The organism is Lactococcus sp. NH2-7C (assembly GCF_029953655.1).
GTDB classification, from domain to species: domain Bacteria; phylum Bacillota; class Bacilli; order Lactobacillales; family Streptococcaceae; genus Lactococcus; species Lactococcus lactis.
Window position 1 is genome coordinate 984,160 of sequence record NZ_CP124538.1, and the last position, 22,408, is coordinate 1,006,567.

Annotated in this window: 24 protein-coding genes; 1 reads left to right on the top strand and 23 read right to left on the bottom strand. The window is 35.4% G+C overall.

All coding sequences use genetic code 11. From position 1 onward, the window contains the following. Nucleotides 1-25: 25 nt before the first annotated feature. The 20 genes from QJV49_RS04700 to glmU form a co-directional block, all read right to left on the bottom strand. A complete protein-coding gene (locus tag QJV49_RS04700) occupies nucleotides 26-946 on the bottom strand; it encodes a DivIVA domain-containing protein (RefSeq protein WP_225511781.1) in 921 nt (306 codons plus the stop codon). 56 nt (nucleotides 947-1,002) lie between these two features. Then, complete coding sequence (locus QJV49_RS04705; protein WP_225511780.1) at nucleotides 1,003-1,794, bottom strand: RNA-binding protein; 792 nt, start codon at nucleotides 1,792-1,794, stop codon at nucleotides 1,003-1,005. Continuing rightward, nucleotides 1,791-2,066: a YggT family protein gene (locus tag QJV49_RS04710; RefSeq protein ID WP_225511779.1), complete on the bottom strand. Its 276-nt coding sequence runs from the start codon at nucleotides 2,064-2,066 to the stop codon at nucleotides 1,791-1,793. Before QJV49_RS04710 ends, QJV49_RS04705 begins: the two co-directional genes overlap by 4 nt. Next, entirely contained in the window at nucleotides 2,066-2,656 is a 591-nt protein-coding gene (gene sepF / locus QJV49_RS04715) for a cell division protein SepF (protein WP_225511778.1), read from the bottom strand. The genes QJV49_RS04710 and sepF overlap by 1 nt, the downstream gene beginning before the upstream one ends. A gap of 33 nt (nucleotides 2,657-2,689) precedes the next feature. Next, a complete protein-coding gene (locus QJV49_RS04720; protein ID WP_225511777.1) occupies nucleotides 2,690-3,367 on the bottom strand; it encodes a YggS family pyridoxal phosphate-dependent enzyme in 678 nt (225 codons plus the stop codon). Between the two features lie 3 nt (nucleotides 3,368-3,370). Beyond that, entirely contained in the window at nucleotides 3,371-4,624 is a 1,254-nt protein-coding gene (ftsZ, locus tag QJV49_RS04725) for a cell division protein FtsZ (protein ID WP_003132392.1), read from the bottom strand. Between the two features lie 29 nt (nucleotides 4,625-4,653). Beyond that, nucleotides 4,654-6,027: a cell division protein FtsA gene (gene ftsA / locus QJV49_RS04730; protein ID WP_225511776.1), complete on the bottom strand. Its 1,374-nt coding sequence runs from the start codon at nucleotides 6,025-6,027 to the stop codon at nucleotides 4,654-4,656. A 160-nt stretch (nucleotides 6,028-6,187) separates the two neighbouring features. Beyond that, nucleotides 6,188-7,057, bottom strand: a complete 870-nt coding sequence (locus tag QJV49_RS04735; RefSeq protein WP_225511775.1) for a DegV family protein — start codon at nucleotides 7,055-7,057, stop codon at nucleotides 6,188-6,190. 113 nt (nucleotides 7,058-7,170) lie between these two features. Then, the gene (rlmB, locus tag QJV49_RS04740; RefSeq protein ID WP_225511774.1) at nucleotides 7,171-7,899 is read right to left on the bottom strand and encodes a 23S rRNA (guanosine(2251)-2'-O)-methyltransferase RlmB; all 729 of its coding nucleotides are present in this window, start codon (nucleotides 7,897-7,899) and stop codon (nucleotides 7,171-7,173) included. A gap of 144 nt (nucleotides 7,900-8,043) precedes the next feature. Beyond that, on the bottom strand, nucleotides 8,044-9,162 hold the full coding sequence (locus QJV49_RS04745) for an FAD-binding oxidoreductase (protein WP_225511773.1): 1,119 nt from the start codon (nucleotides 9,160-9,162) through the stop codon (nucleotides 8,044-8,046). 125 nt (nucleotides 9,163-9,287) lie between these two features. Beyond that, on the bottom strand, nucleotides 9,288-10,133 hold the full coding sequence (locus QJV49_RS04750; protein ID WP_225511772.1) for an aldo/keto reductase: 846 nt from the start codon (nucleotides 10,131-10,133) through the stop codon (nucleotides 9,288-9,290). An 11-nt stretch (nucleotides 10,134-10,144) separates the two neighbouring features. After that, nucleotides 10,145-11,473, bottom strand: coding sequence for an MFS transporter (locus tag QJV49_RS04755; RefSeq protein ID WP_225511771.1), 1,329 nt, complete (start codon nucleotides 11,471-11,473; stop codon nucleotides 10,145-10,147). A gap of 166 nt (nucleotides 11,474-11,639) precedes the next feature. After that, nucleotides 11,640-12,518, bottom strand: a complete 879-nt coding sequence (locus tag QJV49_RS04760) for a LysR family transcriptional regulator (RefSeq protein WP_225511770.1) — start codon at nucleotides 12,516-12,518, stop codon at nucleotides 11,640-11,642. 15 nt (nucleotides 12,519-12,533) lie between these two features. Then, entirely contained in the window at nucleotides 12,534-12,938 is a 405-nt protein-coding gene (locus QJV49_RS04765; RefSeq protein ID WP_225511769.1) for a MerR family transcriptional regulator, read from the bottom strand. A gap of 81 nt (nucleotides 12,939-13,019) precedes the next feature. Next, entirely contained in the window at nucleotides 13,020-14,330 is a 1,311-nt protein-coding gene (gene pepC / locus QJV49_RS04770; RefSeq protein WP_225511768.1) for a C1 family peptidase, read from the bottom strand. 128 nt (nucleotides 14,331-14,458) lie between these two features. After that, on the bottom strand, nucleotides 14,459-15,052 hold the full coding sequence (gene yqeK, locus QJV49_RS04775) for a bis(5'-nucleosyl)-tetraphosphatase (symmetrical) YqeK (RefSeq protein WP_225511767.1): 594 nt from the start codon (nucleotides 15,050-15,052) through the stop codon (nucleotides 14,459-14,461). A 57-nt stretch (nucleotides 15,053-15,109) separates the two neighbouring features. Beyond that, nucleotides 15,110-15,790, bottom strand: coding sequence for a 5'-methylthioadenosine/adenosylhomocysteine nucleosidase (locus QJV49_RS04780; RefSeq protein WP_012898438.1), 681 nt, complete (start codon nucleotides 15,788-15,790; stop codon nucleotides 15,110-15,112). A gap of 30 nt (nucleotides 15,791-15,820) precedes the next feature. Further along, on the bottom strand, nucleotides 15,821-16,099 hold the full coding sequence (gene macP, locus QJV49_RS04785) for a cell wall synthase accessory phosphoprotein MacP (RefSeq protein ID WP_003130796.1): 279 nt from the start codon (nucleotides 16,097-16,099) through the stop codon (nucleotides 15,821-15,823). After that, nucleotides 16,092-16,676 (bottom strand): NUDIX hydrolase, encoded by a 585-nt coding sequence (locus tag QJV49_RS04790; protein WP_225511766.1) that lies wholly within the window; start codon nucleotides 16,674-16,676, stop codon nucleotides 16,092-16,094. Before QJV49_RS04790 ends, macP begins: the two co-directional genes overlap by 8 nt. Before the next feature lie 104 nt (nucleotides 16,677-16,780). Next, the gene (gene glmU / locus QJV49_RS04795; RefSeq protein WP_225511765.1) at nucleotides 16,781-18,157 is read right to left on the bottom strand and encodes a bifunctional UDP-N-acetylglucosamine diphosphorylase/glucosamine-1-phosphate N-acetyltransferase GlmU; all 1,377 of its coding nucleotides are present in this window, start codon (nucleotides 18,155-18,157) and stop codon (nucleotides 16,781-16,783) included. Nucleotides 18,158-18,385: 228 nt separating this feature from the next. On the opposite strand from glmU, the gene proC reads away from it, so the two are divergent. After that, nucleotides 18,386-19,174 (top strand): pyrroline-5-carboxylate reductase, encoded by a 789-nt coding sequence (gene proC / locus QJV49_RS04800; RefSeq protein ID WP_225511764.1) that lies wholly within the window; start codon nucleotides 18,386-18,388, stop codon nucleotides 19,172-19,174. Between the two features lie 77 nt (nucleotides 19,175-19,251). Here the strand turns inward: proC and rpsO are convergent, their stop codons facing one another. From rpsO to QJV49_RS04815, 3 genes are all read right to left on the bottom strand, one after another. Then, on the bottom strand, nucleotides 19,252-19,521 hold the full coding sequence (gene rpsO, locus QJV49_RS04805) for a 30S ribosomal protein S15 (protein ID WP_015427039.1): 270 nt from the start codon (nucleotides 19,519-19,521) through the stop codon (nucleotides 19,252-19,254). A gap of 181 nt (nucleotides 19,522-19,702) precedes the next feature. After that, a complete protein-coding gene (gene pknB, locus QJV49_RS04810) occupies nucleotides 19,703-21,589 on the bottom strand; it encodes a Stk1 family PASTA domain-containing Ser/Thr kinase (RefSeq protein WP_225511763.1) in 1,887 nt (628 codons plus the stop codon). Further along, entirely contained in the window at nucleotides 21,589-22,365 is a 777-nt protein-coding gene (locus QJV49_RS04815; protein WP_225511762.1) for a Stp1/IreP family PP2C-type Ser/Thr phosphatase, read from the bottom strand. The genes pknB and QJV49_RS04815 overlap by 1 nt, the downstream gene beginning before the upstream one ends. Nucleotides 22,366-22,408: the final 43 nt, after the last annotated feature.

Below are 22,408 nucleotides of genomic sequence, written 5' to 3' on the forward strand. Positions count from 1 at the left end.
ATTTTTTCTTATCTTGATCTGATTTTTAATTTTTTAATTCGCTTAAATCAATTGTTTCTTGATTATCTTTTTCAATAACTTCAGCTGTTTCAACTGGTGCTTTTGAATCTAATTCTGGGAAAATTTCTGAATCATCTGCTTTTGGAGCTTCAACTTCTGACTCTTCGTTAGAATCGTCAGTAATTTCTACTTCTTCTTTTACTTCGTCAGGTACTTCAGTTTCAACAACAATCTCCTCTGAAACATTTGTTTCTGTTTCTGTTTCAGGTTCATCAGATGTTTCACTTGCTTGTGCAATATCTTCATCTGTTAAAGGTTTAATTGCTTGGGTTTTTGCCAAAGTAGTTTCAGCATTTTCCAAATGTTCTTCAATAATTGATTGCAATTTTTCTTCAGGATTAATTGCATAATCTTGCGTAGGTCTAAAGATTTCAGCCCAGTCATCCGATTGAATAGACGCAAGTTGATTTTCAATAATTGAAGTCATTCGTTGGTGATAGAGACGCATTTTACGTTTCAAATCATCAGTATCACGTACCAATTTACGAGCATCATCAGAAGCGGCATTCAAAATAAATCCAGCTTCTTTTTTAGCCGCTTCAATAATTAAAGAACTCTTTTGTCCTGCATTTGCAATAATATCAGCAGATTCTTTTTCAGAATTAATTCTAAGCGTATCAGCTTCACTTTTGGCTTGTTCCCGAAGATTATCAGCAGCATCTTGAGCAACAACAATTGACTTGTTCAGTGAATCTTTCATGTCATCAAAATATTTCACGCGTTCGCGTAATGCTTTTAACTCACGTTCTTGATCTTTAATTGTTTGAGCGAATTCATCATAATCTCGAACAACGATATCCAAAAATTCGTCAACTTCATGTTTACTGAAGCCGCGAAATTGTGGATTAAAAGTTTTGTTTTGAACATCTAAACTATTTAATGTCATCAATCACTCCTCTTTATCCTTAGAAAATCCTATAAATCTGATTTTCATATTAGAATCTATTTTTTCCGATTTCTTATAAGTTCTATTTCAACTCTCTGTTTTCCTTTTTTAGTAAAATCTAAAATCCTTAAAATTTTGATACGTCCAAATCCGCGGACACTAATCAAATCATCAAGACCAACAGAGAAATCTTTTTTATCAATTTCTAGGTAATTAACCTTAACCTTCTTTGATTCTAACATATTTGTAGCAATATTGCGAGAAATTTTGAAAGCGACTGCAATCATTTTATCAACTCTTAAGTTATCCACAAGGACAACTTCTCTGACAGCTTTATCTGTTTCTTCAACCAAATCTGACAAAGAAATTTCTTTGATTTCGACTGCCGCTCGTCCAATTTTTTCAATAGCTTTAAAACTTTCAACAAGATGTTTACTGACAAAAACTTGTATCTTGCTGTCAGTAACAATTATATCTCCCAATTCCTGCCGCTTAACACCAGCCTGTCCTAGAAAAGTTCCTAAAACTTGAGCATGTGAAATTTGTATAAACTTTGAAGCATAAGCTATTTCAAGTAATGAAATATCAAAATCATCACTATCTATAACATAAAAATCTGGAGCCAAAATAATTTTGACTAATTCGGTTTTTGCAAGTTCTTTACTCGAAAAAATTTGTACTTCTCGTTTGTTTGCTAATGTTTTTAAAATTTCTACTTCTCGGGGATTTAGAAAAAATGTACTAATCACCGAGTAAGTTTCTTCAACACGATCAATCCATTCTAAGCAACGATCAATAAAATGACGTTCCTTCTCATGAAAGTGTTGATAAACATTTTCAGTAATCAATAGAATACACCGTTAAATACAATAACAATAAATTGTTGAATAAATTTTAAGACAATAAAAGCAATAACAATTGAAAAATCTAATCCCCAAAACTGTAAAGGTAGGTTTTCAAATAAACTCAAATAAGGGCGGGAAACTTTAACAATTATACGTCCAAACCAAGTTCCATAAAGAGTTGGCACCCAACTCATTAAGGCATAAATTATCAGAATAACTGAATAAACATCCAGCAAGCGTAAAATCCAATTTATTATTGTAAATGTAATAAGCATTAGTAAATATCGTAACTTTCAAAGTTTTGACCAGCTAAGATAGACATTTCTTTCGCTGCGTCGACTGTGATATTTGCCGGAGTCATTAAGAAAATTTGACCCCCTACATTTTGAATATCACCATCAAGTGTAAAGACCACCCCGGTCATGAAGTCAATAGAACGACGCGCTTGGGCGTCACCCATAAATTTAAAATTGACAAGAACACACTCACCGTTTTTCACGATGCGTGCTGATTCCATGATGTCTGCATAGGCACGTGGTTCTTTAATTGCGATTGTAGAAACCGTTGCAGCCACGGATTGTGATTGTGAAACGGTTTGTTGTTGTACGATTTTTTCAGGCATAGGTTTAGTAAAAGTTGAAGCAGCACGTTTTGGCGCTGTTGTTTGTGTTTGTGCTTTTGAAGTTGATTGTGTGGGACGACGCGTTTGATAATCTGGCTGCGCTTTACGTTCCTCAACCTTAGGTTTTGGCGTAGAAGTCACCGTTGGCCTAGATTCTTGCACAGGACGTGTAGGTTCATTGAACTCTTCATCATCCTCTACAAAATAATCACGTAGATTATTCATCCAATCTTTAAATGCCATATTTTCCTCCGTTGTTTACGTTAATCTTAAGACTTATAGATTTTTAAAAAATTCTGTACCGATTCGAACAAAAGTTGCACCATTTTTAATGGCAATCTCATAATCTCTACTCATTCCCATACTTAATTCAGTACAAGGAATTCTAGAAAGATTCATTTCAGATATTTCAACTTGTAATTTTTTCATTCGTCCAAAAATGTCATTACATTCACTTTCAGTCGCATCAAACGGAGCCATTGTCATCAAACCAACAATCTCAATGTTTTCCAATTCAGAAAACTCAGGTAATATTTCCATAAGTTCATTGACAGAAAATCCATGTTTACTTTCCTCACCAGAAATGTTAAGTTCAATAAAACATTTAATGGTGTGTTCAGCACGTTTATTTATTTCCTGAGCTAATTTCAGAGAATCTAGAGCGTGGAAATAATCAACATAATTAATAACTTGTTTAACCTTACGTCTTTGTAAATTACCAATCAAATGCCAAGTAATTTCTAAATCCTTAAGAGCTTCGTATTTTTCCAAAAAAAGTTCTGTTCGATTTTCCGCTAAATGTGAAACTCCATTTTCAAAAATTTCACGTGCAAGATTAGCATCAACAGATTTGGTCACAGCAACGACTGAAACTGACTGATTAGAATAAGAAGACGCAGCCTTTGCCGCATCTACATTACTCAGTATTCTTTTAACATTCTCTTTAATCGTCATTGGTTAGTTTTTACGGAAGAATGGTGGTGTGTCAAGATCTTCATCTGTTGTTGGAACTCCGCCGAAACTTGTTACTGAAGAAGTATCACGTGTGTTACTTACATTTTGACGTGTTGAAGTTTCACGACGAATATCCCAATCTCCAAATGCAGAAGATTGATTTTGCCCTTGTGGAGCCGCTTGCGTTTGTTGTTGACTTTGCATTGGACGGCTTGTCTGAGCATGTTGCATATTAGAATTGTGAGTCAAGTTAGGTTGACGACGTGGTTCTGGTTGCAAGCCCAACGCTTCGTCAGCATCTTCCTTAGCAACACCAGTTGCAACAACTGTTACACGGATTTCGTCTTTAAGATTAGGGTCAATCGCTGTACCCAACATAATATTAACATCATTACCAGCTGCTTGGATAACAATTTCTGAAGCATCTTGTGCTTCAATCAAACTCATATCCATGCCACCAGTGACATTCAAAAGAACATTTTCTGCGCCTTCGATTGTAGTTTCAAGAAGTGGTGAGTAAATTGCTTTACGAGTTGCTTCAATAACGCGTTCTTCACCAGTCGCAACACCAATACCCATAAGGGCATCACCTTTGTTTTCCATTACTGTTTTAACATCGGCAAAGTCAAGGTTAATCATTCCTGGGTTAGTAATCAAGTCAGTTACCCCTTGAACACCTTGACGTAAAACATTATCAGCTTCACGCAAAGCTTCAGTTAAAGGAGTTTTCTTATCAACAATTTCAAGCAAGTTATTGTTTGAAATAATGAGAAGTGTATCAACATTTGCACGAAGGGCTTCAATTCCTTCAGTTGCAAAGTATGAACGTTTTGATCCTTCAAAACCAAATGGACGAGTAACAACACCCACAGTCAAAGCGCCAAGTTCTTTAGCAATTTGTGCGATGACTGGTGCAGCACCTGTACCAGTTCCACCACCCATACCAGCAGTGATGAAAATCATATCTGAGCCTTCAAGAGCTTGTGAAACTGTTTCAGCTGATTCTTCAGCTGCGCGTTTACCAACTTCAGGTTGTGCTCCAGCACCCAAACCACGAGTCAATTTTGGTCCGAGTTGAATAACTGTGTCTGCTTTTGAGCTACGTAATGCTTGTACATCTGTGTTTGCAGCGATAAATTCAACGCCTGAAACACCTTCTTCAATCATACGATTGATGGCATTACCACCACCGCCACCAACACCGATAACTTTAATTACAGCACCAGAAGTTAAGTCTGTATCAAATGAAAATTCCATGTTTTTATTTCTCCGTTTTTACTTTCAGATTAATCAAAGAGGTTGCCAAAGAAATTTTTGGCACGGTCAACGAGACCTTCTTTTTCTTCTTCAGGCTCAGAAGCTTTTTGAGTTACAACTGGGCGAGCCTGAGGTTCAGCGTAGAAATCATTTTCTACGTCTGCTACTGATGTTGTCGCTTGCGGCGTAATTGTTTGAACAGGAGCAACATATGTTTCTTCTGCTGTCGTATAAGCATAATCACCAGAAAATGCTTGTGACACTAAAATATCAATGTCGCTACGGCTTCCAATGTAATTAACAACACTAATCACTTGCGCAAATGCAGGATTACGTAAGCCCATTTCTCCTGGGACAAAAAGGCGTGCGTTCATTCCCAAGACTTTCGTGGCTAAATCAACGACACCAGGCATTGCAGCGGTACCACCGACTAAAATTAATCCGCCAGGTGTTTCTGAAGTATGTCCATGTTCCAAATCTTGACGCACACGACTGAAAACTTGAGTCATTCTCGCTTCAATAATTTGTGAAAGATAATATTCTGTGATCTGTTCTGGTTCATCTTTGCCGACAACATCAACAAGAAAGTATTCATCTTGGCTAGCACGATCTGTACTTGCTTCACCATAATTAACTTTCAAGTCTTCTGCTGCAGAAACAGAGGTGTTAAGAACTGTTGAAATATCTTTCGTTACATAATCGCCACCTTCGGGGCTAGTATGTGTAAATCTTAATGATTGTTCTTTAACGATGCTAACTGTTGTTTGCCCAGCACCCAAATCAACCATGATTGTTCCAAACTCTCGTTCACCTTCTGTAAGCACGTATTGTGCCATTGCCAAAGGAGCAATTACAATGTTGTCAACGAGTAACCCTGCGCGTTCAACAACTTTACGAACATTATGAACAAGAGTCTTAGGTCCAGTATAAACAACTCCACGAATTTCAAGGCGTACACCAAACATTCCGCGTGGGTCTGAAATTCCTGTAAATCCATCAACTGTAAACTCTTTTGTTTCAACAGCAATAATTTCTCTCTCAGGAACAATTCCACGCATCAAAGCATTTTGAACAACTTGGATAACGTCATTGTCGGTAATTTCTTTTGTATCACTGACAATAGGAACCATTCCTTGGCAAGGTTCCATTTCGAGGGAATTCGCTGGAATGCTTACGTTAATTCTATCAATCGTGATTCCTGCGCGTTCTTCGGCAGCATTTACAGCTTTACGCAATGCTTGTGCCACCTTCTCAATATCTACAATAATTCCATTTTTAAGGCCATCGGATTTTGCATTTCCGACACCGATTATATTCATTTCACCTGAGACGTATTCAGCAACAAGCACTTTGATTGTGTTTGTCCCGATATCTACGCCTGTATAAAGTCCACTTTTGGCCATAAAAGCGACTCCTTTCCCTCACACATCACGATTCATATTTTTTTAATAAATTAGGTAAGTGTACAGATAATTTTGTATACAATTACACTCATTAATTATTTTAACATAAAATCACAGTAAAACAAGAGTTTAGCTGTGATTTTTTTCGTTTTTTATTGAATTATTCTCTACTTTTTCTACTTATTGAAAAAATTGCGATTGTCCCGTCCCCTGTATGGGTTACAATTGTTGAACTGAGCGGGCGAACATCAACATCACTAATTTCTTTTTTTTGCATGGCCTGCTTTTTGATTTCTTGTGCTATTTCATCTGTTCCAGAGTAAGAAATAACTAAGCGAGGATAGGCTGTATCCATTTCATCAAGGCTTTTTTCAAGGAGTTGATTAATCGCTTTTTTCTTACCGCGAACTTTTGTAACTTGACGAAGTCTACCTTCAGGGTCAACATCAAGAAGAGGTTTTATATTTGCCATCGTTCCAACGAGAGCAACAGCTTTAGGAATTCTTCCTCCTCTTGCTAAATGGTTCAAGTCGTCAACCATGAAACGGCTTTGTAAACGTGGAATGATATCTGATAATACTTCTAGGGTTTCTGCCAGTGATTTTCCAGAGTCACGTAATTTTACCGCTTCTTCAACAATAAAACCTTCTCCAGAAGCCGCCGCAAGGGTATCAATAACTGTAATTTTTGCTGAAGGAAATTCTTCTAAAACCATGTTTTGAGCAATAAGAGCTGATTGATAAGTGCCAGAAAGTCCTGACGAAAAAGCAAGATAGAGAAGTTCTTCACCTGCTACTGCAAACTCTTTAAACACTTCTAAAAATTGTCCTGAATTAATTTGGGAAGTGTGGACTGTAGCTCCTTTTTTTATTGCTGCAAGAAGTGTGGAATTATCTAAGGCTGCTTCACCTATGGTTTCATAAGTTTCTTCTCCAACAGTTACAGTCATTCCCAAAACTGTAAGATGATGTTTTTTAATATAATACGGACTCAGATCTGCCGTTGAGTCTGTCATGATTTGAAAAGTCATAATAATCCTTTCTGCTTTTATACTGGCTGATAATCTGTTGAATTTACTGACAGTTGAGTCATACCTTTGGACTTAGATGATTCCAAGTGCTTTAAAGTTTTCATCCGAAATTTTTAAAGTCGATTTCTAAAAATTTCGTACATCAAAATACTCGCTGCTACTGATGCATTTAAACTTTGAACGTGCCCTGTCATTGGAATTGCAATCATTTCGTCAACTTGTTTTTTGAGATTTTGACCAATTCCATGCCCCTCGTTTCCGATAATCAAGGCAACTTTACCTTTGGTATTCCACTTACTGTAAACTGTGCCGTCCATATCCGTTCCAAAAACCCAGAAGTTAGCAGCTTTAAGTTTATCCAAGGTCTGTGAAAGATTAGTAACACGGACAACAGGAACATGTTGTAAAGCACCCGTTGAAGCTTTGACAGCCGTTGGGGTAATTCCAACTGCTCGGTGTTTAGGAATAATAATTGCATCTACTCCTGTAGCATCAGCTGTACGAGCAATTGAACCTAAATTATGAGGATCTGTTAACTCATCTAAGATTAAAATGGTGGTATCAGATTTTTCTGCTAATGCTGAAAGTATTTTTTCTAAATCAGCATAAGCAAATTCAGATACTCTTGCCATAAAGCCTTGGTGAACACCGTTTTCTGTTAATTTATTTAATTCCGTTTTTGGCGTCCATGAAATATTAACTTTTTTAAGGCGGGCTAATTCTTTTATTTTTTCAACATTTTTACCACGCAAATCTTCTTGAACGTAAAGTTTGTTGACAAGGTCTCCATTTAAAGCTTCCGTGACTGCATGTAGTCCGTAAATCAAATCTGTATTTTCCATGAAATCATTATATCATTTTTAGACAAAAAAACCCGACTCAATTCGTCACTTTGGCTCATTATGTATCTGACAAAAAAATTATGTAAAACACCAAAAGTTCTTCTTCCGATGATTTACATAATTTTTTGTGCGATAATAAGCTTTTTAATCGCCCGTTTTTTCCATATTAATGTAATTTTTTATGTCTTTTTGATAATTTGAACTATCCCAAGAAATTTCTGGATGATTAAAATATTGAGCAAGTAAATATGCGATATAAGGACCGGTAGTTAATCCAGATGACCCCAAAGCACTAGCAAAGGCTAACGATGGAAAGTCAGGGTGCGGACCAAAAAAAGGAGAAAAATCAGAAGAATAAGCACGTGTTCCCACACGATAATGATATGGAAAGTCAATTAGTTTTTTATCCGATAAGTAAACTTTGACCCCTTCTGTCAAACTTTCAAAAGCTTCCCGACTCTCTGACAAATCCCAGCCTTCTTCATTTTCATGAGTTGCTCCCAAAAGAACTTGACCATTTTGGAAGGGAATGATATCTGCAGCACCTTCTAAAAATAAAACTGGCCAATTTTTTGTTTCAAAATCCGTTTGAAACGAAAGTAATTGTCCTTTTTGAGGTTTGACATCCACTTGTGTGCTAATTGATTTTAAAAGTTCTTTTAAAGCTGGCCCCGGGCATAAAGCTAAATTATCTACAACTTCGGTCACACCTTCATGAATAACTTGCCATTTATCTAACACTTGAGCAATCGTTGCCCGCTCTGAATAAAATTTGACCCCTCTTTTTTGAGCTCGCTTTTTTAATGACGATAAGTAAGCTTTTCCATCTAATCTTGCACCTCCTGAAAGATACAAACTTTCTCTTGGTTTTAATAATGGAAATAAAGCAACAGTTTCTTCCTCCGAGAGCCTCTTAATTTCCCCCATCTCAGGAGCTTCTTTTTTTCTTTCAATTGCCAACTTTTCTAGTTCAATTAAGTCTGACTTTTGTCGCAAAAAAAGAGTGCCACATTTTTCATAAACTTCTTCAGTTAACTCAAAGTCATTTTTTAATGTTTCAAAAAAGGCTGCGCCATCTTTTGCCAATTGATACCACTTTTTGTTTCTTCTTTTAGAAAGCCAAGGAGAAATAATCCCAGCACTTGCTTTAGTTGCCTGATTCTTCTCATCATCAAAAAGGCTAATATCAAATTTATCAGTATCCAAATAATTGGCTAAGGTCATACCGATTATCCCACCACCAATAATTGCAATTTTTTTCATCACATCTCCTTTTTTCAATGTATATAGAAAAATCAAGACAATCTAGGCTTGATTTTATTTTTATTTAAAAAGTTCTAACTCTCTAAAGTATATCACTTTTGCATAAAAGCATGAAAATCTGTGCTTTAATCCTCTAGTTTCCATAACAAAAAGTTTTTTTCCTGTTCAGCATAACTCATCGTAAAATATGGTTGCTTTTTATTTAATTTGCGAATTTCTTTTATTTCGGTACAGGATAATTTAAAATCAAAAATATTTATATTTTCTGCTAAGTATTCTTTTTGCTCTGAGCTTGGAAATACAATGATTCCCTCTTGAATATACCAACGTAAAATGATTTGTGCGACCGTTTTATTATATTTTTTGGCCATTTTTTTAAATATTTTTTCTTCAAATAAGTTTTTATCGCCATGTCCTAGAGGATACCGGCTTTCAATTTTTGTGCCATAAGGCTTCAAAAATTCTCGTAATTCTACTTGTTGATGATAAGGATGAGTTTCTACTTGAATGACACTCGGTTTGATATCAGCAAAATTAAATAAATCAACTAATCTTTCTCCATCAAAATTTGAAATTCCAATTGATTTTACCTTTCCCACTTTTACAGCATTTTCTAAAGCAATCCATGCTTTTCGATAATTTCCAACCTGTTGATGCAATAAGAGTAAATCAATTTGTTCAACTTTTAGACGTTTTAGCATTCGCTCGATTGCTTCTGGAGCTTGCTCATAATCAGAAGGCCAAAGCTTGCTTGTAATCCAGATTTCAGAATTTGAAATTTCTGAGTCCTGGATTGCTTGACCGACAGAAGTTTCATTTTGATAAGCGTGTGCCGTATCCAGATGACGATAGCCTAATTCCAAGGCTTTTTTTACAATATTTTCAGTTTCTGTTCCTTCTGGGAGCTTATAAAGTCCCAAACCGAATTGAGGAATGACATTACCATCATTTAATGTTAATTTTGTTTGCATTTTTTCCCCTTTTATTTTTTATTATTGTCTGGTCTAGTAAAAATTAAGACAAGAAGGCCTACTGATAGAAAAGCGGTAATGAATCCCATGACCAAATGATAATAAGCACTTAAGTCAACAATATTTGAGCTAAATAACACAACAATAGATAAACCAACAGGCCCTCCAAGTTGATGCATCATATTTGTCAAACCTGATGCAGCTCCTGATAATTCTGGACTGACCTCTTCTACTCCCGCTGCCGTCAGCGGAGCAAGAAGCCAACCTTGCCCTAATCCAATAATCATCATTTGAAAAATCATCGCATAGAAGTATCCCCATTCTGGTTGCGAAACTAATGACAAAATCATTCCTGTCAGTAAAATCACTTGTCCTAGGATCATTACTTTACTATTTCCTAATCCTCTAGTTAATCTAGGAAGAAAAAGAGCTGCGATAAAATTTATGATTGTTAAAGGAAGAAAAGCAAGTCCAGATTGCAGTGGTGAAAAATGATACATTTTTTGCATAATCTGCGGCAGAATAAACCAGTAGGTCAGCATTGCCATCATAAAAGCAAAGCGTGCAACATAAGAACCCGTCCTTACTTTATTTTTAAATAGTTCTAAAGGAATTAATGCATAAGTTAACTTTTTTTCCCAAAGTATAAATAAGATAATTAAAAAGAATGAGAGGATAATGATGAACAAATTACTTACCGTAATTCCGAAAACAAATAGGACTGAGATAAGGACTGACAGAAAGCTTCCCAAAAAATCTATTTTGCTAGCTTTAACTTCACTTTGATGAACATTAACAAGAGTTAGGATAATTAATAATAAACTAAAAGGAACATTTAACAAAAAGCCAACACGCCATGAAAGAGCCGAAGTGAGCCAGCCGCCTAGAATAAGTCCAAAACTTGAGCCAATTCCCGCGGTTGCTCCATAATATGAGATAGCTCTAACCCTTAAATCCCCTTTATATGTATCCATTAATAAAGCTAAACTTGTTGGAGCAAGGATAGCCGAACCAATTCCTTGAACCGCTCTGGCTATAATCATCATTTCAGAAGAAGTTGACAAACCGACAACTAAACTAGAAAGTCCAAAAATGAAAAGTCCTAGAAGGAAAATTATTTTTCGCCCTAATAAATCACCCAGACGTCCTGCTAATAAAAGAAACCCACCGAATGTAATCGTATAAGCATTAGAAACCCAAGATAAGGTTGATTCATTCATTTTTAAATCTTGAGAAATTTTTAAGCTACTTGTAAATATTATCGAGTTATCCATTAAAATAAGGAAATAGGAAAACAAGTTAATAAAAAGGATAAGACCAAATGTTTTTTTATTTTTCATAGATTTATTTTAAAATAAAAATTTACTGATTAGAAATGCTTATTTTAGTTCTTATTATGCTTTGTAAGCATAATACTGACAAAAAAGTTACTGACAGAGCTGTCAGAGAATAGCTGTTGACGCTTTAGTCTTTACAGATATACTCGAAATTTCTGTCAGTAACTTTTTATTCATTTTCTTGAAGATATTGCTTAATAAATGCTCTTGTAAGAGGAGTCAGTGGAATATTTTTCTTCCAAGCAAGTACGCTTAAAGTTTTCACTTCTGGACTCAATGGTATAGCTTTTAAATCAGGGTAGTCTCGAATAAGCGCCCCTTCTGTAACAACTGCTTCGCCAATTCCTGCACGAGCAATTTCAAAAAGATGAAAACCGAGATTAAAGCCGCCAATAATTTCTAAATCACTCACTTGGCAGCCTGCCCAATCGGCTATAAATTGACGAACTTCTGGTCGTTCTGAAATTAATATTCTTTGCTTTCTAAATATTTCTGGACTTACTTCATCTAATTCTGCAAGTTCTGAATCGGATTGAGTGAGCATCATCCAACGTTCAGGAAAACCAATTTTTTCAACATTATATTTTTCAGTTGATGTTGGTTCTAACAAAAAACCAACATCAACTAGTCCGTTGTCAATCTTCCATTTGATGTCATCTGCATTTCCTGACAAGATTGTAAAGGTAATTGACGGATACTTATTTGTCAGCCTTTGGAGTGTTTTAGCGATACTGGAAGTTGTCCAGCCTTCTAAAGCACCAATCGTCAGATGCCCTGATAATTCTGCATTTTTTCGGTCTTCAAAAACTTGTACTGTTTTACTAGTCAACTGTAAAATTTCCTCAGCTTTAATTTTAAGAAATTGTCCATCTTCAGTTAAGATAAGTTTTTTTCCATCACGCATAAAAAGCTGTGTATCTAGTTCGCGTTCAAGTTCTTTAATTTGTCTAGATAATGTTGGCTGCGTAATATATAACAGTTCAGCAGCTTTGGATACCGTTCCAGCAGTTGCAACTGTCCAAAAATATTTTAATAATCGAAGTTCCATTTATTCTTTTCCTATTTAAATCTTGATTGTTTCTTTTGAACTTTGGTTCAAATTAATTTCATTTGGCAACATCACTTCATCATAATTTTCAATTTTGAATGTCAAATAATCCAAGGCAGATTGCTTTTCACTAATTTCTGTTCTCAATTGTTCAACTTGGTTCTTCAAAATTTCAATTCTTTCTTCTTTCGTTTCAGGATTTCCCTCATTCACTAATGCCATATAACGGGTCAAAGGTTCAACTTGCACACCTGCATCTCGCATGTGTTTGACAAATTTCAAAGTTCTAATATTAGCTTCTGTAAAATTTCTTATTCCAGATTCTGTCCGTGTAATTTTAGGAATCAGCCCAATTCTTTCATAATACCTTATATTATCTGTTTTCATCCCTGATAATTCAGCAGCTTTTTTTATATTCATTCTTTTATTTTAACACTTGAAGTGAACTTTAAGTCAATAAAAAAACATTTAACCTAAAGTTAAATGTTCTTTGTTTGCAAATTAAGCTAAAGCACCCATTGGGTCCCATGGTAGAAGTACTTGAGGTTTCTCTTCGTAAGCAGCCAATTCCTCTTCAGTTAAAAGATCTTTACGGACAACAATTTGATAAGTATATTCATCCATCCACTCATCAGAGGCAACAAAATATCCTTTTTGACCCGCATCTTTACCCCATGAATTTTCAACTTTCCATTTAGTTGAATTCCCATCAGCATCTAAATCAACACCCGCTAAAACCATGGCATGCGTCATCAACGACTCACCATAATCAAGACGTCCTGCTTTGCTTTGAGTAAATTCAATATCCAATGAAGATTTAAAATCATAAGAATCCATTGTCAAAAGTCCTGCTGAACGATTTGATTCTTGACCCACGTCACATCCGAACCAAACTGTTTCACCAGCTTGCATTTGGGCAATGGCCAATTTTTTAAAGCGATCCATTTCAACATTCAAATGTTTCACTTCTTTACCACCGACAACATTTCCCAGAAATTCAACTGTGTAGCTCTTATTATAAGGTTTGTCAGCAGTTGGAGCATTGATTACTGACACATAATTATTCAAATCAATTCCAACATATTCATTGTAAAATTCTTTTGGACTACCAACAAATTTTTTATATTCATTATCTTTATTACGGAAAGCAAATTCAAAATTTTGTGGTGGCAAACCTAAAGTTACCGCTAGGAAATTAAAGACTTCTTGTAAAAGTTCTTCTTTAACTGCTTCTACATCTCCACCTTGCTCAATTGTATAACGTAAGATTTCTGCATCTTGACGGAGTAGTTTATTCAAGTATTGATTCAATTCACGTGAGCTACTTGAAGCTTGTGATTCAGGATAAACAGCTTTGGGAACAATTCCATATTTTTCAAAAATTGCAACCATCATATCCCATTGGCCGCCATCTTGTTGTGGTGTTTGTAAAAGGAATTTCAAACGACGATCATCCATTTCAATATCACCAATAATTTGTTCCATGAACCAGTTTGATTTTTCATATTTATCCCAGAAGAAAGTGTAAGCTTGTGAAAACTCAAAATCCTCTGTTTTAAATTCATTGATAAATTTATGACGGAAAGTGTTCAAAGCGGCAAACATCCAGCAACGACCAGATTGTTTTTGATTCGTTACAGGGTCTTTTGTCAAGTCAATTGAAAACTCAGGCAAATTTGCTGCATGCGAACCACGGACTTCGAGTGATGAAAGCAAACCATTTTTAGTCACGGCATTTTCCACCGCACGCAATTTTGTATTTTCTGCAAAATTTTCGTAGAGTTTTTGTGCGAAATCTGATGTTACTGTCATAATACCTCCCAATAAATCGAAACTTCTGACAAAAGTTTCGATAAAAATAATCATTATCAATTTTGAATAATGATATTCTATTATTTTTTACATTCTTCTATTATAATCTAAATTATCAAAAAAATCAGCTAGGAAAGCTGATTTTCTAAATCTTTCTTTGCTTCTAAAAGCCATGGATGTGCAACTTTCAATCCATCATCAATAATGAAATTAATATAATAAAGTGCCGCACTTTGCAAATTTACTGACAGAGCTGTCAGTAATCCCTGCCTAAATGGCGCATTATCTCCACCATCCCAGCTAATTTTGTCAGCAAGAAAAACAATCAAGTCCAATTCTGTAAAATTTTTTCTTAACGTAGTATGACATTCAATTGCTGACAGAACTTGTTCGTCAGTAATTTTAAAATGTTGGCTCGCCAAATACTTAGAAAGTTTCTGATGAATAATTAATGGAAATTCACGCTCTTCTGTCAGTAATTCGATATTAAAAATTTCTGCTTTTTCTACTCTTTGATCATTTGGATAAATTCCACCAATATCATGTAAAAGTCCTGCTATAAAAGCTTGCGAACTTCTTTCATTAGAATCAGTTAATTCTTCTGTCAGTGCCTCAGCCGTCTTTGCCACTGCCAAACAGTGCTCAAACAATTGGTCATTATTCAAAAAAATATTAACTTCCTCAATTAAGAGTTCTAATCTTTTATCCTTGATTTCTCCCATTTCACTTCCTCTTAGTTCTCATAAAAAGAAAAATCTATCAAAAGATAGATTCCAATTTTATACCATTTCTTCGAGTAAACGAATCAAGCCCTCAGCTGATTTTTTTCCTGCTTCAATAATAAATTTATCAAAATTAACATTAGCATCATGGTCAGCAGTATCAGACATCGCACGAATAATTACAAATGGTTTTCCAAGTGCTGTTGCTGCCTGAGCAATAGAAGCCCCTTCCATTTCAACGGCTAAAACATCCGGAAAATGCTCTTTAATCTCAGCAATTTTACTAGAGCTACTGATAAAACTATCCGAACTAGTAATCAATCCAACATGCACATTTTCTAAAACTTTTTTCAACTCAGAAACAAAATATTTACTTGATTCAAAATACAAAGGTTGTTGAGCCATTTGGCCATAAGCATAACCAAAAGCAGTAACATCAACATCATGATAAGCAAGTTTATCAGCAACTACAACATCACCAATTGCTAAACCTTGAGCAACTGCTCCCGCTGAGCCAGTATTGATAATGGCGTCGACATCAAAAATGTCAACCAAAAATCCAACTGCCAAAGCAGACATCACTTTACCAATTCCAGATTGGACAAGGACCACTTCATGCCGGCCAATTGAACCTGTATGAAAAACTAAACCATGACGAGTATGTTTTTCTGCATTTTCTAAGTTTTCAACAAGTATGCGAATTTCTTCATCCATCGCACAAATAATTCCTATTTTCATTTTTTACCTTTTTTCTAATCTTTTTACTCTCTAAAAGTAGTATAAAAAGAAAGCTACTGCCAATAGAACAACAATTAATGTAACGATGAAAAGCCATTTATTAATTGCTTTCCCACGTTTTTGAGCCTTGGCATTTTCAATTCTTCGACTTTTATAAACAGCATTTTTGCTTAAATTTTTCTCAATACTATCGTATTTTTCAGCGATTTCAGTATCTTCTTCAAGCTCTCTTTGCAATCTGCGTTCAAGATTTTTCTTATCCTGTTTTGCTTGTTCAATTACTTCGTCTGTTAAAAGAGGTTTAGGCATTATTTTCAAGCTCCTTTTTCAAATATTGCATTTCCCAATACCAAATAGCCATAATTGTTTTTGCATCCGCAATTTGTTCAAGCTCAATCATTTTTTTTGCTTCGCTTAAAGTGACTTCAATTTGTTCCAAAAATTCACCGTCATCAGCGGGTTTTGGATGTTCCACTTTTGTTAAATTTGATGAGAAATAGACATATGTTTTCTCTGATGAAAAACCGGGTGTCCCATAAAAAGCTGTAATTTCTGTCAAATCTTTCGCCAGATATCCCGTCTCTTCTTCGAGCTCTCTTAAGGCTGCAGCTTTGGGATCTTTTTCTTCACCTTTTTCAAGTTTTCCTGCCGGAATTTCAAAAATAAATTTTTCCAATGCTTTACGATATTGACCAACTAAAATCATCTTATTGTTGTGAACAGGTGCAATCGCTGTTCCTCCATTATGAAAAACAAGTTCTCTAAAACTCTCTTGTCCATCATGCAAAGAAACTACGTCTTTTACAACATGAAAAATCTTCCCACTAAAAATTTCTTCTCTAGCTAAAGTTTTTTCTTCAAATTTTTTATCATCAAAATTTAACATTGTGTCCTTTCTTCCGAAAACTTTTTAAAATAATTTAAAGAATAGTTTTCTCATCAAAATCGAAGGAAAGAGCTTCAGGAGAAACTCTTTCTTTTATTTGTTAATTATTGACCACGATAATGTGGCATTTTTTTAGCACGTCCAAGTTTATTCACTTGTTTTCCACGTCCAATTTCTACTGCTTCATCTGGTACATCCTCAGTTACAACAGAACCTGCTGCTGTTAAGGCATTTTTACCGATATGCAATGGAGCAATAATTGTTGAATTCGAACCAATAAAGGCAAAGTCATCAATTTCAGTATTGAATTTATTTTTACCATCAAAGTTTGCTGTAATTGTTCCAGCACCAAAGTTCACTTTCTCACCAACCGTTGCATTTCCAATATAAGTCAAGTGACCAGCTTTTGTACCTTTACCAAGCGTTGAACCTTTAATTTCGACAAAGTTTCCAACATGAACTTCTTCGCTCAAAACAGTTCCGGGACGCAAGTGAGCATAAGGCCCTACATTACTTCCAACACTCATTCTGCTTTCTTCAACCGTTGAATTACGAATCTCACAGTTTGAATGAATTTCTGAATTTTCAATTCGGCTACCATTTGTAATCAAAACATTTTTACCAATAAAGGTATTTCCTTTTATTGTTACACTTGCTTCAATCACAGTTTCTTCACCAATCGTAACCTCACTGTCAATATAAGTTGTCGCAGGATCGATAAGGGTTACACCATTCACCATATGTTGATGATTGATTCGTTTGCGCATCGTCAACTCAGCTTGTGAAAGGGCAACACGGTCATTAACACCCAAACTTTCGTCAAAATCATCAAGAATATGAGCCGCTACCGTTTGACCAGCTTTTTTGAAAATTTCAATGACATCTGTCAAATAATATTCTCCTTGGGCATTATCAGTTGTGATTTCATTTAATGCTTTGAAAAGTGACTTATTATCAAAAATGTAAGTCCCAGTATTAATTTCGGTAATTGATTTTTCAAAATCATTCGCATCTTTTTGCTCAACAATCTTTTCTACTGAGCCATTTTCATCACGAATAATTCGTCCATATCCTGTTGGATTTGGTGCAATGGCTGTCAAGATAGTTGCTGTTGCATTTTGTGCAAAGTGATAATCAAAAAGTGCTTCTAAAGTTTGTCCAGTAATTAGTGGTGTATCACCAGCAATTACGAGAGTTGCCCCATCTTCATTTGCCAATAAATCCGCAGCAATTCGAACGGCATGACCCGTTCCCAATTGCTCAACTTGTTTCACAAATTGAGTCCCTTTAGGCAAGGTTGCAATCACGCGATCTGCTTCATGCCCAACAATCACTACATTCTTAGTAGTTTCTACTCCAGAAACACTACTGAGGACATGAGCAAGCATTGATTTCCCAGCCACTTGATGTAACACTTTAGGAAGCGCAGACTTCATACGTGTTCCTTTACCAGCCGCCAGGACAATTGCGAATTTATTCATAGATTTCTCCTTTATTATTACAAATAAAATAAAATGTTTACCTAATTATACCATAATCAAAGTGCATTTTCGTTATCTTTTTAATGCAAATTTTCTTAGTACTTGTGGATTCCAAATGCTTATTCTATCCTTTTCCAAAATAGTTGATTTATTTTACGATGCTACTAAAGTGATTTATTTTTACTTTTTATGATAAAATGGACGAAAAGAAAAGAAGGGATTTTATTTATGAAAACAATAGGTTTTATTGGAGTCGGAAAAATGGCAACAGCAATCATTTCTGGACTTGACAAAAATAAATTCAAAATTATTATTTCTGGTCATAATTTATCAAAGACTCAGAATCAGGCGGAAACTCTTAATGTTACGGCCGCAATTAATCACGAAGAACTTGTTCAAGAATCCGATTTTATCATTCTATCAGTTAAACCTCAAGTACTTCCTTCTGTTTTAAGTAAATTAATCAATCATTTAACTAAAGACAAAACATTAATCTCAATTGCTGCGGGACTCACTTTATCAGATTTGAAACATCTGGCTGATTCAGAAAATCAACCGATCATCCGAGTGATGCCAAATATAAATGCACAAATTGGTCAATCAACATCAGCCATTGTCAAAAATGAATTTGTTGATGATTCTGCTTATGCTACAGTTCAAGAAATTTTTAAATCAACTGGTTCTGTCCATGAAATTTCTGAAAAAGATTTTTCAACATTTGCAGCAATTGCCGGTTCAAGCCCTGCCTTTATTTATATGTTCATTGATGCCATGGCACGTGCTGGTGTATTACATGGTATTCCTAAAGATCAAGCCACAGCAATTGTTGCCGAAACGGTTCGCGCTTCAGCTGAAATGATTCTCCAAAGTGGTGAAAATCCTTGGTCATTAGTTGATAAAGTATCAAGTCCTGGTGGAACTACTGTTGCTGGCGTAGTCAGCTTGGAACAAAATCATTTTATTGGAACAGTCATTGATGCTATTAGTGCTACTATCGAAAAAGAAAAAAATCTTTGAAAAGAAAAAAACTAGAAGGATAATGCTCCTTTTAGTTTTTAATTTATAAAATAAAAAATGCCATATGGCATTTTTTATTAACGACGAAGTCCCAATGAAGCGATAAGTTCACGGTAACGTTGAACGTCTTTTTCACGAAGATATCCAAGAAGGTTACGACGGTGACCGATTTTTTTCATCAAACCACGTTGAGTTGCGTGGTCTTTTTTATGAGATTTAATATGGTCGTTAAGGTGGTTGATTTCCCAAGTCAATACAGCGATTTGTACTTCTGGTGAACCAGTATCGCCTTCTTTACGAGCGTATTGAGCGATGATTTCTTGTTTTTTTTCTTTTGAAATTGCCATGAGTTTTTCTCCTTTATTTGTATTGCCCAGTCCGAGTGACAGCTTGGCAAGCATGAAACCAAGAATGGGTTGTAAAAAACTACTCTACCATGATACACTTTTTTGCCTAATTTTGCAAGTCTCTTGCAGTTAACTCGTTTATCAAAAAAACTAGGAATACATGATTCCTAGTTTAATTTTCTTAACTATTTGAAGTTGTTGTTGAAGATTCTTTGGCACTACTACTGCTACTAGGATTAGTATTCTCTGATGACTGAGTTGTCGTAGTAGAGCTTGAAGTACTTGAAGAAGTTTCGGACGTTGTTGTCGATTCAGAGGTCGTTGAACTTGAACTTGGAGCAGTATAAACGCTATAAGTTACTACAATTTCTTGATTTGGATCGACAGATGTTCCTACATTTGGATATACTGAGTAAACATAACCATCAGCTTGTTGACTTGTTGTTGCTTGAGGATCTAATGTAATATTAGTAAATCCTGCGGATTTCAAGGCAGCTTGATATTGTGAATAAGTCATATATTGCCCATCGGGTTTATAATCAGGAACTTTAACTTGTTTTCCACTTGAAACTTCAAAAGTAATCTTTTCACTTCCGGAGATATCAAAACTAGAACCTTTTTTAGGTGTTTGTTTAATAATCGTACCTGCTGGATAAGAATCACTAGGAACAGAAGTTTGAGTGACTTTACTTTCATCTATTCCATAATCTTTAAGTAGAGTGGCCATGGCTTCATCAATTTTTTCACCAACAAAATCCTTCATTTTAATGATATTTTCATTTCCTGTAGAAACATAAATATCAACAGAACTATTGGATCTTACAGTTGTTCCTTTGTCTGGGTCAGTCTTTATGACTTTCCCTTCATCAATTGTTGAACTTTGCTGCTTATGAACCGTCCCTACTTTAAGTTTTGCGGCTTTAATTTTACTTTCAGCTTGACTAAGTGTAGAATTTGTCACATTTGGTACTTTAACATTACTTGGTGTTGAAGCAACCCAAGCTAAAGCACCTCCACCAATAACTAAAAGGAGAATAATAAGGCCAATAATCAAACCTTTTTTAGATTTTTTAGTTTTATTTCCTTTTTCTAAGCTCGCAGATTTTTCACCTGTTGGCGAATCCTCTTCTTCTTTTTTATCAATCAGAGGCTTAGTATCATAAGGATTGATTAAATTAGCAGGCATGATTTTAGTTTCATCATGGTCCTTATTAAAAACTAATTTTTCTTCCCCACGGCGGTCAAGACTTGTTGAAGTTGCGACATCAGTCATCATTTCTTCCACATCAGTATAGCGATTTTTAATATCTTTTGCTGTGGCTTTAATGACAACATTTTCCAAAGCTTGTGGGACTTCTGGGTTGAGGTTAATGATGCTTGGAATACTCTCTTGGAAATGTTTTAGGGCAATAGCAACTGCAGAATCCCCATCAAATGGAATTTGACCAGTTAAAAGTTCAAATAAAATGATTCCAATCGCATAAATATCTGACTGTACAGTCGCATTTGAACCACGCGCTTGTTCAGGTGATAAATAATGAACTGAACCAAACATTGTGTTTGTTTGAGTTAATGAAGTTTCAGAAAGTGCTTTAGCAATCCCAAAATCTGTTACTTTTACAGTTCCACTACTGGAAACCAAAACATTTTGAGGTTTTAAGTCACGATGAATAATACCGTGTGAATGAGCCATATCCATTGCTGACAAAATTTCAGTAATGATTTCAATCGCTTCATCGTTTGCTAAAGGAGCATTTTGATTAATATATTGTTTAAGAGTCATTCCGTCAACAAATTCCATGACAATGTATTGTTGACTTTCAAACTCACCGACGTCAGAAATACCTACGATATTTGGATGTGAAAGCTCTGCCATTGCAAAAGCTTCTCGCTGAAAGCGAGCAATTGCGATGTCATCATTTTCAAAATTTGAACGTAGGACTTTTATTGCAACTAAGCGATCGCCAAGAAAAGTATCCTCTCCTTGATAAACGTTCGCCATCCCGCCCCGTCCGATTTCTTTGATAATCCGATAACGATCGGCAAAGATTTTACCGATTTGAATCATCAACTAACCTCCTGCGTTGGTGTCTCGTTTTCTGACGTTTCATCATACTTAATCAAAACGACGGTAATATTATCCAAACCTCCATGTTCATTGGCTAAACGAACTAATGCCTCAGATTTATTGTCTAAAGTTAAGTCTTCTCGTTCCAAAATTTCCATAATTTCAGCCGTTGAAACCATATTAGTCAAGCCATCTGAGTTCATTAAAATGACGTCTCCAACTTGAAGTTCTAAAACTTGAATATCAGCCTGAACTTCATTAGTTTGTCCAAGTGAACGAGTGATAATGTTTTTGTTTGGATGAACCTCAGCTTCTTCTTCAGTAATTTGGCCTGCATCTACAAGTTCTTGAACTAAAGAATGGTCTGTGGTTATTTTATTTAATTCACCATCTCGCATTAAATACGTCCGGCTATCCCCAACATGGGCAGAAACAAGCATTCCTGCTTTAATGACCAAAGCTTCAAGGGTTGTTCCCATTCCTTGGTACTCGTCAAGTTTTCCAAGACTGGCAATATTTTCGTTTTCATTACGTATTTGATTTTTAAGCCAAATCTCAAGAGTTGCTTCTGGTGTTCCCGCATCAAAAAATGTCTCTGACCACAGTTTGCCGAGATCTTCTACGGTAAGTTTACTTGCGACATTACCTGCTTTGTGTCCGCCCATGCCATCAGCCAATAAGAAAAGCTGATAACCTGCACGATTAACATAAGTACCGGCATAGTCTTGATTAGTACTACGTTTTGAACCGATATCTGATAAAATACTGTATTCCACTTTTTCTCCTTAACAAGAATAAAGTTTTATTCTAGGTCTAAAA

Bases quoted from the DNA above. Each gene is read 5' to 3' on its own strand.
- QJV49_RS04700 (WP_225511781.1), bottom strand. From the start codon at position 946: ATGACATTAAATAGTTTAGATGTTCAAAACAAAACTTTTAATCCACAA.
- QJV49_RS04710 (WP_225511779.1), bottom strand. From the start codon at position 2,066: ATGCTTATTACATTTACAATAATAAATTGGATTTTACGCTTGCTGGAT.
- sepF (WP_225511778.1), bottom strand. From the start codon at position 2,656: ATGGCATTTAAAGATTGGATGAATAATCTACGTGATTATTTTGTAGAG.
- QJV49_RS04720 (WP_225511777.1), bottom strand. From the start codon at position 3,367: ATGACGATTAAAGAGAATGTTAAAAGAATACTGAGTAATGTAGATGCG.
- ftsZ (WP_003132392.1), bottom strand. From the start codon at position 4,624: ATGGAATTTTCATTTGATACAGACTTAACTTCTGGTGCTGTAATTAAA.
- ftsA (WP_225511776.1), bottom strand. From the start codon at position 6,027: ATGGCCAAAAGTGGACTTTATACAGGCGTAGATATCGGGACAAACACA.
- QJV49_RS04735 (WP_225511775.1), bottom strand. From the start codon at position 7,057: ATGACTTTTCAAATCATGACAGACTCAACGGCAGATCTGAGTCCGTAT.
- rlmB (WP_225511774.1), bottom strand. From the start codon at position 7,899: ATGGAAAATACAGATTTGATTTACGGACTACATGCAGTCACGGAAGCT.
- QJV49_RS04745 (WP_225511773.1), bottom strand. From the start codon at position 9,162: ATGAAAAAAATTGCAATTATTGGTGGTGGGATAATCGGTATGACCTTA.
- QJV49_RS04750 (WP_225511772.1), bottom strand. From the start codon at position 10,133: ATGCAAACAAAATTAACATTAAATGATGGTAATGTCATTCCTCAATTC.
- QJV49_RS04755 (WP_225511771.1), bottom strand. From the start codon at position 11,473: ATGAAAAATAAAAAAACATTTGGTCTTATCCTTTTTATTAACTTGTTT.
- QJV49_RS04760 (WP_225511770.1), bottom strand. From the start codon at position 12,518: ATGGAACTTCGATTATTAAAATATTTTTGGACAGTTGCAACTGCTGGA.
- QJV49_RS04765 (WP_225511769.1), bottom strand. From the start codon at position 12,938: ATGAATATAAAAAAAGCTGCTGAATTATCAGGGATGAAAACAGATAAT.
- pepC (WP_225511768.1), bottom strand. From the start codon at position 14,330: ATGACAGTAACATCAGATTTCGCACAAAAACTCTACGAAAATTTTGCA.
- yqeK (WP_225511767.1), bottom strand. From the start codon at position 15,052: ATGGGAGAAATCAAGGATAAAAGATTAGAACTCTTAATTGAGGAAGTT.
- QJV49_RS04780 (WP_012898438.1), bottom strand. From the start codon at position 15,790: ATGAAAATAGGAATTATTTGTGCGATGGATGAAGAAATTCGCATACTT.
- macP (WP_003130796.1), bottom strand. From the start codon at position 16,099: ATGCCTAAACCTCTTTTAACAGACGAAGTAATTGAACAAGCAAAACAG.
- QJV49_RS04790 (WP_225511766.1), bottom strand. From the start codon at position 16,676: ATGTTAAATTTTGATGATAAAAAATTTGAAGAAAAAACTTTAGCTAGA.
- glmU (WP_225511765.1), bottom strand. From the start codon at position 18,157: ATGAATAAATTCGCAATTGTCCTGGCGGCTGGTAAAGGAACACGTATG.
- proC (WP_225511764.1), top strand. From the start codon at position 18,386: ATGAAAACAATAGGTTTTATTGGAGTCGGAAAAATGGCAACAGCAATC.
- rpsO (WP_015427039.1), bottom strand. From the start codon at position 19,521: ATGGCAATTTCAAAAGAAAAAAAACAAGAAATCATCGCTCAATACGCT.
- pknB (WP_225511763.1), bottom strand. From the start codon at position 21,589: ATGATTCAAATCGGTAAAATCTTTGCCGATCGTTATCGGATTATCAAA.